Annotated in this window: 12 protein-coding genes and 1 riboswitch; of the genes, 4 read left to right on the plus strand and 8 right to left on the minus strand. The window is 68.8% G+C overall.

Annotated features, from left to right (window positions below; genetic code table 11):
• Positions 1–104: 104 nt before the first annotated feature.
• Positions 105–581, plus strand: coding sequence for an FKBP-type peptidyl-prolyl cis-trans isomerase (locus tag E8A12_RS01505; protein ID WP_293365985.1), 477 nt, complete (start codon positions 105–107; stop codon positions 579–581).
• Here E8A12_RS01505 and E8A12_RS01510 read toward each other — a convergent pair whose 3' ends face one another.
• From E8A12_RS01510 to E8A12_RS01545, 8 genes are all read right to left on the minus strand, one after another.
• A complete protein-coding gene (locus tag E8A12_RS01510) occupies positions 582–1,604 on the minus strand; it encodes a hypothetical protein (protein ID WP_293365986.1) in 1,023 nt (340 codons plus the stop codon).
• Complete coding sequence (locus tag E8A12_RS01515; RefSeq protein ID WP_293365987.1) at positions 1,601–2,356, minus strand: hypothetical protein; 756 nt, start codon at positions 2,354–2,356, stop codon at positions 1,601–1,603. The genes E8A12_RS01510 and E8A12_RS01515 overlap by 4 nt, the downstream gene beginning before the upstream one ends.
• A gap of 40 nt (positions 2,357–2,396) precedes the next feature.
• On the minus strand, positions 2,397–3,308 hold the full coding sequence (locus E8A12_RS01520) for a hypothetical protein (protein WP_293365988.1): 912 nt from the start codon (positions 3,306–3,308) through the stop codon (positions 2,397–2,399).
• Positions 3,308–4,168, minus strand: coding sequence for an ABC transporter ATP-binding protein (locus E8A12_RS01525; protein ID WP_293365989.1), 861 nt, complete (start codon positions 4,166–4,168; stop codon positions 3,308–3,310). The genes E8A12_RS01520 and E8A12_RS01525 overlap by 1 nt, the downstream gene beginning before the upstream one ends.
• Positions 4,169–4,172: 4 nt before the next feature.
• Positions 4,173–4,538 (minus strand): GntR family transcriptional regulator, encoded by a 366-nt coding sequence (locus tag E8A12_RS01530; protein ID WP_293365990.1) that lies wholly within the window; start codon positions 4,536–4,538, stop codon positions 4,173–4,175.
• Between the two features lie 431 nt (positions 4,539–4,969).
• Positions 4,970–5,170, minus strand: a complete 201-nt coding sequence (locus tag E8A12_RS01535; protein WP_293365991.1) for a hypothetical protein — start codon at positions 5,168–5,170, stop codon at positions 4,970–4,972.
• Positions 5,158–5,292 carry a hypothetical protein gene (locus tag E8A12_RS01540; protein WP_293365992.1) on the minus strand — a complete coding sequence of 45 codons (135 nt, stop codon included), beginning with the start codon at positions 5,290–5,292 and terminating at the stop codon, positions 5,158–5,160. Before E8A12_RS01540 ends, E8A12_RS01535 begins: the two co-directional genes overlap by 13 nt.
• Positions 5,293–5,505: 213 nt before the next feature.
• A complete protein-coding gene (locus E8A12_RS01545) occupies positions 5,506–7,062 on the minus strand; it encodes an amidase (RefSeq protein WP_293365993.1) in 1,557 nt (518 codons plus the stop codon).
• A 243-nt stretch (positions 7,063–7,305) separates the two neighbouring features.
• Between E8A12_RS01545 and E8A12_RS01550 the strand changes: the two genes are divergently transcribed.
• The 3 genes from E8A12_RS01550 to E8A12_RS01560 all read left to right on the plus strand — a co-directional run bounded on the left by E8A12_RS01550 (position 7,306) and on the right by E8A12_RS01560 (position 13,026).
• A complete protein-coding gene (locus E8A12_RS01550) occupies positions 7,306–9,414 on the plus strand; it encodes an ATP-binding protein (protein ID WP_293365994.1) in 2,109 nt (702 codons plus the stop codon).
• 139 nt (positions 9,415–9,553) lie between these two features.
• Positions 9,554–10,507, plus strand: a complete 954-nt coding sequence (locus tag E8A12_RS01555; protein ID WP_293365995.1) for a sugar phosphate isomerase/epimerase — start codon at positions 9,554–9,556, stop codon at positions 10,505–10,507.
• 92 nt (positions 10,508–10,599) lie between these two features.
• A riboswitch (cobalamin riboswitch) is annotated at positions 10,600–10,839 on the plus strand.
• 186 nt (positions 10,840–11,025) lie between these two features.
• Positions 11,026–13,026, plus strand: a complete 2,001-nt coding sequence (locus E8A12_RS01560; RefSeq protein WP_293365996.1) for a TonB-dependent receptor — start codon at positions 11,026–11,028, stop codon at positions 13,024–13,026.
• The last annotated feature ends 1 nt before the right edge of the window (position 13,027 follow it).

Raw genomic sequence — 13,027 nt, forward strand, 5'->3', positions numbered from 1 at the left:
GCGCTCGGTCCCCGGCGTCGCCCCCCGGACGCTTCCGCGGGGTGGCTGGCGGGAGGCGGGCGGCTATGTGTATGGATGCGGCCCACCTCTCGCCGGGATATTTCATGAGACATCTTCTGATCGCCGCCGTCCTTGCCTTCGCCAGCGGAGCCGCGTCAGCTCAGCCGGCGGCGCCGCCCGTCGCGAGCGCCCAGCCCAGCCCTGCGGCCTTCATGGCCAACAACGCTCATGCGCCGGGCGTGAAGTCCCTGGCGGACGGCCTGCAGTACAAGGTCGTGCAGTCCGGTCCGCCCGGCCCGTCGCCCAAGCCGGGCGACGTGATCAAGGTGCACTACGAGGGCACGCTGACCACCGGCGCTGTGTTCGACTCCTCGTTCGCGCGCAACAAGCCCCTGCTCATGCCGCTCGAAAACCTGGTGCCCGCCTGGATGGAAGCCCTGCCGATGATGCATGTCGGCGACGAGTGGATGCTCTATGTGCCGCCGGAACTCGGCTACGGCGCGGAGGGCTCGGGGCCGATCCCGCCCAACAGCGTGCTCGTGTTCCGCATAAAGCTCCTGGGCATGCTCTCGCAGGACTGATCAGGGCGCGGGGGGCGGGGCCACCGGAGACTTCATCCGTTCCTCGGCCCGGGCGCCCGAGAGTGCGTTCGGGAGCGAGTAGTTCCCCTCGTGGCAGGCGTATTCGTAGATCGGGCCCTTGGCGGCGCGCATCGGCAGCTGCGCCCTCCAGACCTGGGTGAAGTTGACCGGGTCGTCGACCGCGAATTCGTAGAGGATCCTGTCCTGGGCGGTGCGCGTAAACCGCTCGGTCAGCTTGGCGTGACTTGAGAAGACGAAGCCGCCGCCGAGGCTGGACACCGGAGCCTTGGGGCTGAGGTTCGTGGTCTCGACCACCAGGGTGTCGCCCTCCCACCAGCCGACGCTGTCGCCGAGCCAGGGATGGATGGCGTCGGGCAGGTGGGCGCGGTCGAGCATGCGGATGATCCGCACGTCGTGGTTCATCTCGATATGGATGGCGACGAAACCGGGGGCCTGGACGATCTGGTAGTTGCCGTTGAAGCCGGTGTTCATCATCGGCGGCCCTTCGGGCGAGCCCACGGCGGTCAGGCAGCGCTCCGAGGTCGGGCGGGTCTCGGGGCCCTCGAAGCTGTCATCCTCGGCCGCCTTGTCGGCCTTTTTCCCGGCGTCGGTGAATGGCAGGCGGCCATTGACGGGATCCACGATCCACGAGGAACGCCTCTCGCCCCCGACGCGGCCAAGGTGCAGGTCCATCTCGAGGAAGTCGGACTGCGGCGCTTCCTTCACGACGGGCGGCGGGCCGAGCTTCGGGTCGATGGGCGCGCTGCTGATGATGTCGCCGGCGAACTGCTTGAAGCCAGCGATCATCATCGCCTCCTCCTTGTCGGTCGCCGCCAAGGCTTTGAAGATCGGCGGCCGCTGCAGGAAGGTGAGCGCGGTGTTGTTCCATACGCCCTGCAGGTCCGGCTCGCCCTGGGCGTTGCGCGGGGCGCGATAGGGCGCCGGGGTCAGGTCTGCGGATTGGGCGGCGCCTGCGGCGGAAGCGGTGGCGATGGCGGCGCAGAGCAGGACAGAGATTCTCATGAGAGGACTCCGTGCATAGGGGCGGCGGACATCGCCGCCCGGGTTTTCGGGGACTTGCGGGGGCTTTGGAGCCGGACGCGGATCAGCCAGAAGATCATGGCGGCGACGACCAGCAGGGCCGGGGTGATCAGCCACAGGGATCCACGCAGGGCCTCCGGCTGGGCCCTGGGCTGCCCGGCGAAGGAGCCCCAGGCGATGGCCAGCGCCGCGCACATGCGCCACAGGTGCCGGGCGATCCGCTGGCGCCCGAAGACCCCGCCTTGCCGGATCATGCGCAGGTCGCCGATCAGGGCCAGGGTCGCGACGACGGCGAAGACGTAGCCGACCTGCGACGGCTCGCCGTCGAGGACCCCCTTGGGCATGCGACCCCCGACCACGCCGATAGCCAAGTCGCCCGCGACCACCGCGACGGCTGCCAGGGCGGCGCCGCTCTCGAAGCGCCCGACCTGGCCCGCCGGCCGCTGGACCGCCGCCCAGGCGGTGGCGGTCAGGTAGAAGACGAAGACCCCCATCATCGCCGAGACCCGATCGGAGAACAGCGGTGCGGTGACCGCGGCCACGCCCGACATGGTGAGCATGGCCAGGAAGAAGGTCGTGCCCGCCACCTGGTGCAGGCGCCGGCCCTTGGGGGCGATGAGGGCCACCGTGCCTGAGGCGAGACCGACGGTGGCGCCGCTGACGTGCAGGGCCAGCGCCGTCTCCGCCAAAACGCGCAGCACGACGGGCGCCCCGGGAGCGAGGTGCAGGATCATCGGAAGTCTCCGAATGGAGGGGTTCGGTAGGTCTAGGCGGTCAGATCGGTTCGCGACGTCGTCGAAACCAGACGCAGGCGGCCAGAGAGGCGGCGAAGACGATCAGGCCAATCCAGAGGCCCGGGGTGGTGACGAACTTGCCGGGATCCAGCTTGTCGAGGCCGAGCTGCGGCATGCCGCCGTGGGCCCTGAGCTCCGCAGCCGGGGCGGTGACGAAGGCCGCGTCGTAGCTGCCGGTGATGCGGTTGACCACCAGGCCCATCAGGTGCGTGGTGCTGAAGGCCAGTTTCTCCAGCAGCGCCAGCGCCAGCACCGGCAGCACCGCCCAAAGGAAGGGCGCTCGCTTGGCCCAGACGGAGACCAGCAGCAGCCAGCCGTAGATCGGCGCCACCCAAAGGGTGAGGGTGACCCAGGTGTAGAGCAGGACCACGCCTTCGCCCGCGACGGAGCCGACGGTCCAGGGTGTCGCAGCGCTGACGCCAGCGGTGACCAGGATCAGGGTCGAAAGCAGGAAGATGACCGCTTGTGCGACCATGGTCACGACGATGCCCACCGCCGGAAGGACCAGCGTTGGGATCGCCGCCTTGGAAAGCACCGTCTTGAGGTCGGAGACGGGAAGGGATTTCCAGAACAGGATGCTGCGGTCGCGGCGTTCGTTGAAGAGGGCGCCCAGGCAGTAGAAGGCGGCCACGATCATCACGGTCAGGGTGATGGCGGCGTGGGCGGCGACGAAGGGCTCGCCCATGACGATCGACTGATGCGCGGGGTCGAGCTTCAGCGTCTCGATACGACGCGCGGGCATGCCGATCGCGCTGATCAGGTAACCGCACCACACCACGGCGGCGGCGGCGGGGGGGGCGATGTAGACCGAACGGGTCTCCCACAGCTCGCGGCGCACCGACCAGTAGAGCGGCCGGACCTTGGACAGGGGTTGTGAGGCGGCGTCGGTCATCAGGCGGCTCCCTGCGTGTCGCTCATCATGGCGACGAACAGATCGGCGAGGCTGGGGGTGCGCACCTCGCCCAAGGCGGCCAGGCGCGTGCGGTCGGCGTTGTCGAACAGCAGGATGGAGCGGCCGAAGAGCTGTCGCTCCTGGATCGGCTTCATGGCGCGGGCCGCGTCGAGATGGTCGGGAGCGACCATGACCTCGCAATAGCGGGCTTCGAAGTCTTCCATGCTGACGTTGAGCGCGATCCGCCCGCGGTCGATGAACACAACGTCGGTGAGGATGTGCTGGATCTCCTCCACCTGATGGGTGGAGACGATGATCGTGCGGCTGTGGTCGAAATAGTCGTTGAGCAGGCTGTCGTAGAACGACTTGCGGTAGAGCAGGTCGAGGCCCAGCGTCGGCTCGTCCAGCACCAGCAGCTTGGCGTCGATGGCCATGACCAGGGCCAGGTGGAGTTGGGCGACCATGCCCTTGGAGAGCTCGCGCACCTTGCTGGTGCGCTTGATGGTCGTGCGCGCAAGAAAACCCTCGGCCTTGGCCCGGTCGAAGCGCGGATGGACGCCGGCCACATAGTCGACCGCGTCGCGGACCTTCATCCAGCGTGGCAGGATCGCCACGTCGGCGATGAAGCAGACTTCGGCCATCAGGGCGTCGCGGTTGGTCCAAGGGTCGCGCCCCAGGACCTTCAGGTCGCCTTCGTAGGGGACCAGGCCGAGCATGGCCTGAAGCGCCGTGCTCTTGCCGGCGCCATTGGGGCCGATCAGGCCAACGATGCGGCCTTCCTCGACCCTGAGGTCGACGCCCGCGAGTGCGACGTTCGAACCATAGGCCTTGCGCAGGCCGTGGGCGTTGATGGTGACCACGGCGTCAGTCCCCCTTCCGTAGCTTGGCGCCGCCCAGCAGGTCGTCGGCGAGGCCGAGGCGCTGGATGGTGGCGTGGATCTCGGGCCAGCGGTCGATCAGGAACTTCGCCCGTTCGGCGCTGAGCAGCTGGTCGCGGGCGCCCGGGGCGACGAACATGCCCAGCCCGCGGCGTTTCTCGACCAGGCTCTCGGCTTCGAGCCCCTGATAGGCCTTGAGCACGGTGAGGGGATTGACCCGAGACTCGGTCGCCACGTTGCGGACCGACGGCAGGGCGTCGCCCTCCTTCAACAGGCCATCGAGGATCATCGCCACGACCCGTTCCCGGATCTGGCGGTAGATCGGCTGACTGTCATTCCAATCTGGGTCCATTGTCCGTCTCGAAGGGCCCTTGGGAGGGCCGCCGCCCGGGGTACGGGCCACGGCCACCATGACCGCTTCAACCTGCTATAGTGTTATACTTAGATAGAACACCAAAGTTAGACAAGCGGAATCTGAGGCGGCGGGACTGCGGGCGATCAGGGTGGGCTGGCGCAGGCGGCGGCGAGGCTGGAGCTGCCGCTGCACGAGGCCATCGCCCGGTTCGGTCAGGCCGATGGACTGCAGGTGCATCGCGGCTGGCGGGTCGCGGCTGCTGCTGTCCTGGGCGATGAGCGCGATGCGTGCAACGGGCGGCTCAAGCTGGTCAACGGGCTGCGCGCGCCGGTGACCGCAACTTAGTGATTGAGGTCCGCGCACGGGGTTGGCTGACGGAGCCTTAGAGTCTCACGGGCCAGCGTGATGATTGGAACGATCGGCGGGGCCTATTGGCCGCCGCTGAGTGGGTCAGGCCGCCGTGCGGCGACGCGCCCACGCATGCGCTCCAGCGTCTGGCGCAGGCGGTCGGCCTCGGCGGCGAGGCTGGAGACGTCATCGGTGAGTTGCGCGACGCGCTGGCGCAGGTAGAGGTTTTCGCGCTCCAGGTCCTTAGGCGCAGGACCCGGCGCGTCGATCAGTGGGTCCACCAGACCAGAGCGCCGACCGCGGCGACCAGCAGGACGCTGAACCAGAAGGGCACGTTGCGCGGCGAAAGGAACGGCGTCGGCGGGAACGCCGGCGTCTTGGACGGCTCGGGCGAGCCGCTCACGACCCGCGTCCAGTGCGGACCTTGGCGAGCGCGTAGATGAAGGGTGAAACGCCGGCCACCAGCGCGCAGAGCGCGGCGGCCACGAACAGCATCGGCATGGATTGTCTCGAAGACGGACGCCGCGTCGCGAGGGCTCAACCGCTTCGGTGGCGGCGACCGCGCGACGGCGCTGATCCCCATATGGCCCCGCTCGCGCGTGATTGATAGGGGCGCTCAGGCGCCCAGGAGGGGCGCCAGGGGCTTCACCCATCCGCCGCTGGCGGCTTCGTAGGCCGCGCCCAGCTTGAGGCAGGCCAGCTCCTGGTGCCACGGCGCGACGATCTGGACGCCGATGGGAAGTCCCTCCGGCCCGAACCCCGCCGGGACGGCCAGCGACGGGCAACCTGACATGGTGACGAGGCAAACCGCCTTCATCCACTCGTGATAGGTCTGCATTTGGTGGCCGGCGATCTCGCGCGGCCAGGCTTCCTCGGCCTTGAACGGGAAGAGCTGCGCGGTCGGGGCGACCAGATAATCGTAGCGCTCGAAGAAACGGCGGACCGCCTGGCTCCATTCGGTCCGGACGGCAGAGTCGGCCGCGACGTCGACGGCCGACAGCTTCAGCCCGGTCTCGACCTCGTAGACGGCCTCCGGCTTCAGCATCGGGCGCGTGGCGGGGTCCTTGTAATAGGGGAGCAGCGCGCCGCCCTGCTGCCAGCCGCGCAGACGAATGAAGGATCGCCAGAGCTTCTCCAGGGGATAGGCAGGAAACGCCGGCTCGACGACGCAGCCCATCGTCTCGAAGGTCTTCAGCGCCGCGCGGCAGGTGTCCAGCACGGCGGGCTCGGTGGGCGCAAAGCCGCCGAAATCGCCGGCCCAGGCGATCCGCTTGCCCTTCATGTCGGCCTCCAGCGGGCCCCGGAACTGCGCGCCGCCGGTCTCCATCGACAAGGGCGCCCGCGGATCGTAGCCGGCCTGGACGGAGAGCAGCAGGGCGACATCCGCCACGGTCCGGGCCATCGGTCCGGTGACCCCCATGGACGGCAGCCAGTCGTCCCTGGCCTGGACCGGCACCCGGCCGGCGCTGGTCCGGAACCCCACGACGTTGTTCCAGCCGGCCGGGTTGCGCAGGCTGCCGCCGTAGTCGCTGCCGTCGGCCACCGGGAGCATATGCAGCGCCAGGGCCACCGCCGCGCCGCCGCTGCTGCCGCCTGCCGACCTGGTCTGGTCCCAGGCGTTGCGGGTGACCCCGTAGACCGGGTTGAAGGTGTGCGAACCGAGGCCGAATTCCGGAGTGTTGGTCTTGCCGACGTAGATCACCCCCGCCTTGCGCATCCGCTCGACGACGATGCTGTCGGAGGTCGCCACGAAGTCGCGGAAGATCGGCGAGCCTTGGGTGTAGCGGATGCCCTTGACCGGCTGCAGGTCCTTTACGGCGAGCGGGAAGCCGTGCAGCGGGCCGGTCGCCTCGCGCCGGGTCAACTGGTCGTCGTGGGCCTGGGCCTGATGCAGCAGGCCATCGCGGTCCTGCAGGGCGACGATGGCGTTGACGCGCGGATTGATCGCGTCGATGTGGTCGAGGTAGGCGCGCATGACCTCCGTGCAGGAGACCTGCCGCGCCTGGATCACCCTGGCCAGTTCGGCGGCGTCCCACATGACGACTTCGGAGGGACGGGCGGCTGCCGTCGAGGCCCCGCCCGCGGCTGCGCCCGCGACCACGCCGCCGGTCATCTTGAGAACGGTCCGGCGGTCGACCCCGCCCGCGCCTGATCGTTCGTCGTCATTGTCCATCGCCCACGTTCCGGTCCCCAAGCGTTCAAGCTACAGCGATCCATCGAGCGCGCGAGCCATGAATCTCCAGGGTTCGCCCGGGTGAAGAGGGCGCACCCGAACGGCCCCTGAATGCGGCGAGGCCGCGCTCTTGGCCCGACTGGCGCACGGAGTCCGGAGCCGCGGCGAGAAATTCCACGCCCGCCGGCGGAGATTAGGGCGGTGTTAACCATCCGTTGTCCGTCGCCGTTTTGAGTCGCGCGCATGACCGACGCCGGTGATTGCAAGACCGCCCGAAAGAGTCAGGCCGCGATCCGCCGCCTGCTGGTCCTCACGCTCGCGCTGCTGGCGGTGGTGGTGGTCGGCGTGACCACCCTGTTGATTTCCGGCTCGCGCCTGACCGACGACCTGAAGGTCCGCGAGGACCGTTTCCTGATCGCCAACGCCATCGACCGGATCAGCACGCGACTGGTGTCCGATATGACGACGGTGACGGTGTGGGACCAGGCGCAGCGCAACCTCAAACGCGGCATGGATCCAGCCTGGGCCGACGCCGAGATCGGCGGCTATTTCGCCAACAACCGCGCCTTCGATCTCACCGTGGCCATCGACGACCACGACAGGCCCTTCTACGCCTGGGTGGGAAAGCGCCGTGTCGATCCGGCCGGCCAGGCGCAGTTCGTCGCCGACGCCCTGCCGCTGATCCACGAACTGCGGGCCATCGAAGCCTCGCGCGGTTCCTATCGGCCGAAGGTCGAACCCACCGATCCGACGCTCGCAGAGACGACCAAGGGTCTCATGGTCTCCGGCGGCCGGCGCTGGCTGGTCGGCGCCTCCACCGTGGTGCCTTCCATGGGCAGCGGGCCGCGGCAAACCAGCCCGGCGACGATCCTGCTCGCCGCCCAGGAACTCGATCCGCGGGTGCTCTATTCGCTGCGCCGCATGCACGTGGCCGACCCGAAGATCACGGCGAGCTCGCCGGTCGGCGCGTCGGTGCGGCTCATGGGAATCCGGGGTCGCAGCATCGGCGCGGTCACCTGGACGCCGACCCATCCGGGCCTCGCGGCGCTGAAGACCCAGCTGCCGGCGCTCAGCCTGGGTCTGACGGTGTTCCTGATCATCACCGCCGTGCTGGGCCGTCAGGTGTGGCGGGTGATCCGCGAACTGGACGCCTACGAGCTGGCCCACGAGGCGGCCCTGCACGAGCTGGAAGACGCGCGTGATCGCGCGGAGAGCGCCAACGTCGCCAAGTCGCAGTTCCTGGCCAACATGAGCCACGAGATCCGCACCCCCTTGAACGGCATCCTCGGCATGGCCCAGGTGCTGGCGCTTGAGGGACTGCCCGACGCGGCGCGCGAGAAGGTCCAGGTGATCCGCAATTCGGGCGAAACCCTCCTGGGGCTGCTGAACGACGTCCTGGATCTCTCGAAGATCGAGGCCGGCAGCATGGAGCTGAACGTCGGCCCCTTCGACATGGCCGCCGTGGCCGCCGCGGCGACCCGGCCCTTCGCCGACGCGGCGTCGCGCAAAGGCGTGGACTTCCGGGTCGAGATCGATCCCGAAGCGCTGGGGTTGTGGCGTGGCGACGGCGGCAAGATCCGCCAGGTGTTGGGCAACCTGGCCTCCAATGCGGTGAAGTTCACCGAAGCCGGCGAGGTCAGCCTGACGGCGCGCCGCACGGCCAGGGGTGTCTCGTTCCGCGTCGCCGACACCGGGGTGGGCGTTCCTGGCCCGGAACTCGCGCGGCTGTTCCAGCGGTTCTCGCAGGTCGATCCCTCGGTCACCCGGAAATTCGGCGGCACGGGGCTTGGGCTGGCGATTTCGCGGCAACTGGTGGACTTGATGGGCGGGTCGATCTCGGTGGCCAGCGTCGAGGGCCGGGGCTCGACCTTCACGGTCGAGGTGCCGCTGACGTGGCTCGGCCGGGAGCCCCAGGACGAGCCGCCACCGCCGGCGCCCGATTCGGAACGCCGCGGGCTGCGGGTGCTCGCCGCCGAGGATAATCGGACCAACCGACTGTTGCTGGAGGCCATGCTCGGCCCGCTCGGCCTCGATCTGCGGTTGGCGACGGATGGGTCCGAAGCTGTCGAGATGTTCCGCCACGGCGGCTTCGACCTGGTGCTCATGGATGTCCAGATGCCGGTGATGAACGGCGTTGACGCCGCCCAGGCGATCCGCGCCCTGGAGCGGGCTGAAGGCCGACGGCCGACGCCGATCCTGGCCCTGTCGGCGAATGTCATGCGCCATCAGGTGGACGAATACCTGGCGGCCGGCATGAACGGCTTCGTGGCCAAGCCGATCGCCATGGCCACCCTGCTGGGCGCCATCGAGAGCGTGCTCTCTGCGCGCCCCGGTGAGAGCGCGGCGGCCTGACGCACGCTTGCCGCGACGCAGGCGCCTGTGACACCAGTGTCAATTCGGCGGCGCGTCGCGTGAACAAGGTGGCCATCGATGGGCGCCGCGGAAAAGATGCGGTTCTCAGACCTCAATCCAGGAGCCCGGAATGATCGGCATGTCGCGTAGGGGTCTCATCGGCGCAGGGCTCGCGGCGGGGGCGTCCGGCCTCGCCGCGCGGGCGACGGCCGCCAGTCCCAAGGAGCCGTTCTTCCGCGGCAATGGGCTGCCCGTGGGGCTGCAACTCTACACCTTGGGCCCGGACCTGGCGAAGGACCTCGACGGCATGTTGGGGCAGGTGGCGGGGATCGGCTATCGGACCGTCGAGACCGCCGGCTACGCCGGGCGAACCCCCCAGGAGATGCGCGCCGCCCTCGACAAGGCGGGGCTGAAATGCACGAGCGCGCATATTCCGGCGACGGCCGCGAGCGGCCAGCCGAGCTGGGCCAACATCGATGAGGTGATCGCCGACGCCAAGGTGCTGGGCTTCACACATGTGGTGCTGCCGATGTTCGAGGTCCCGGCGCGGATCACATCGGTCCACATCGAGGGCGAGTCCACGGCGGACTCCCGCGAGCGGATGGTGCGCAGCCTGACGGTGGACGACTGGAAGGGCACGGCTGACCTGCTCAACGCCAAGGGCAAGGCCCTCAGGGCGGCGGGCCTGACGGCCGGCTATCACAATCACAATGTGGAGTTCGCGCCGGTGGGCGGGACGACCGGGCTGGAGATCCTGCTGAAGGGCACGGACCCGGCGCTTGTGTCGTTCGAGATGGACGTGGGCTGGGTGGTGGCCGGCGGCCACGACCCCTTCGCGCTCCTGAAGGCTCACGCCGGGCGCTTCAAGCAGATGCACATCAAGGACGTGAAGGTCACGACCAAGACCAACTTCGCCTTCCGTCAGGACCCGACCGAGGTGGGGTCCGGGATCATCGACTGGAAGAAGCTGCTGCCGGCGGCCTATGCGGAGGGCGTGCGCGGCTTCTTCGTCGAGCAGGAGCCGCCCTTCGAGCACCCACGCATCGACTCGGCGAAGATCTGCTTCGACTACCTGAACGCCGTCGTGGCCTGACGCCAGGGCATGGACAAACCGTCGCGACGGGGCCTAAGACGCCCCTCGTCACGGCCAAGTTCCGGCCGAGATCGTCCGCGGCCCATCTGCGGGCGCCTATCCTGCGCGCCGATGCCCTTCGGGGCTTAATCGGGAACGCAGTAGGGGGCTCACTTTCTCGCTTTGAGAAGGGCGCCCCTGATCTGCGGCTGTCCCTGCAACTGTAAGCGGTGAGTGCAGACGTCTTCGGCGGGAGATTTCCCGCCAGCCACTGGGCCGAAAGGCCCGGGAAGGTCGACGTCTGTCGCGATGACCCGCGAGCCAGGAAACCGGTCGGTGCGCGTCGCTCGAGCTTTCGGATCAGTGTGAATCCGGGGCGCGGTCTTCCGTCTGAGCGACGAGCAGAAGCGGTGGGGAGCCGTTTCGACCGGTCCGGCCGGCGCCTCAACGCGTCAGCGCCGCCGGGCCGTCGGCCTGAGGGGTCCGCCCGAAGGAGGCTCTCCGCCTGTCGTTCAGACGCAGGCAAACGGAGGGCTTCCATGCCCAGATACTTCCTCGGCGCCAATCTCCTGGCGCTTGCAATCGCGGCCCCGCTTCACGCGGTCGCTGCTGACGATCCGGCCGCGGCCATCGTCGATCCCTTGGTGGTGACCGCCTCGCGCTCGGGCGACGCCACGCCCAGCGATCTTGTCGCCGCCTCGGTCACCGTCATCGACGACCAGGCCCTGCAGGATCGGCAGACCGTGGTCGTCTCCGATGTGTTGCGCGACGTGCCTGGCGTCGCGGTCAGCCGCACCGGCGCGGTGGGCGGCATGACCCAGGTCCGGCTGCGCGGGTCTGAGGGCAACCACACCCTGGTGCTGATCGACGGAATCAAGGCGTCCGACCCGTTCTTCGACGAGTACGATTTCGGCACGATCATCGCCGACGAAGCGGCCCGGATCGAAGTGCTGCGCGGCCAGCAATCGTCGCTCTACGGCTCCGACGCCATCGGCGGGGTGATCAGCTACACGACGCTCACCGGCGCCGAAGCTCCCGGAATCCGGTTGCGCGCCGAGGGCGGGTCGATGGGGACCTATGCGGAAGGCGCACGGGTCGCGGGCGTCAACGGCGACCTCGACTATGCGGTCTCGGCCAGCGGTCTGCACACCGACGGCTATCCGGTGGCCGTCGGCGGTCATCGCGACGTGGGGTCGGATAGCGCGGGCGCCTCGGCAAAGCTGATCTGGGCGGCGACGTCCGATCTTAAGATCACCGCCGTCGGCCGCTACAGCTACACCGACGCCGACACCGCCGACAGCGACGAGGACAGCGCCAGCAAGACCTTCGGCCTGACTGTCGACAGTCCTGGCGCCCACTATGTGAACGAGGCCCTCTATGGCCTGGTGCGCGCTGAGCTGGCCTCGCTGGACGGGCGCTGGACCAATGCGGTCTCGGCCCAGGTCGCCGACACCCGGCGCAGCGAGTTCGATGTGGCCAACGCCTTCGCCCCGGCGGCGGGCCAGCCGATCGTCAAGTCCGGCGGCGATCACGGCGAGCGGTTCCGCGAGTCCTACGAGAGCGCCTACCGGTTCGGCGACGACCGCGTGAAGCAGCGGGTCACCCTTGCCTTCGACGCCGAGCAGAACACCTCGCAGACCACGGTCTCGCCGTTCGGCGGCTTCCTCGGCAAGGAGCACCTGGACGACACCGGCCTGGTGGGCGCCTACGACCTGACGGTGGATGACCGAGCCTCGTTCAGCGCCTCCGTGCGGCACGACTGGAACAACCGCTTCGCCGACGACACCACCTATCGGGTGCAGGCGAGCTACCGGTTCGACGCCGGTCCGCGGGTGCACGCGGCGGCGGGATCCGGCGTGAAGGATCCCAGCTTCAGCGAGCTTTTCGACTTTTCCGCGGGGCGGTTCATCGGCAACCCGAACCTGCAGCCGGAGACGTCGGAAGGTTGGGAGTTGGGCGTCGATCAGACCTTCCTCGGCGGCCACGCCCATGTCGGCGCCACCTATTTCGACGACCGGCTGACCGACCAGATCACCACCAGCTTCGCCACCGGCGTGGCCATGCCGGTGAATCTGCCGGGGACCGATACCCAGCGTGGCGTCGAGCTGTTCGCCGATGCCCAGCTCAGCCCCGACTGGCGGCTGGACGCGGCCTACACCTATCTGGACGCGCCGCAGACGCAGTCGGTGATCCAGGCCGGCGTGTTCACGACCTTCGACGGTCAGGCGGTGCGCCGCGCCAAGGATATCGCCAGCGCCAATCTGACCTGGGCGCCGGGCGGGCTTCCGTACGCGGCGACGCTCACCGTGCGCTACAACGGCAAGCAGAACGACCTGGCGTTCACTGACCCATCGTTCACGCCATTGCTGGCGCAGCTGAAGGCCTACACCCTGGTGAACCTGAACGGGTCCTGGAAGCTCAACCAGAGGGTCGAGCTGTTCGCCCGGGTCGAGAACCTGTTCGACCGGAGCTACCAGGAGGTGTTCAGCTTCGCCGCGCCGGGCCGGGCGGCCTATGGCGGCGTCCGGCTGAGGTTCTAGA

This window comes from Phenylobacterium sp., assembly GCF_004799395.1.
Classification (GTDB): Bacteria; Pseudomonadota; Alphaproteobacteria; order Caulobacterales; family Caulobacteraceae; genus Phenylobacterium.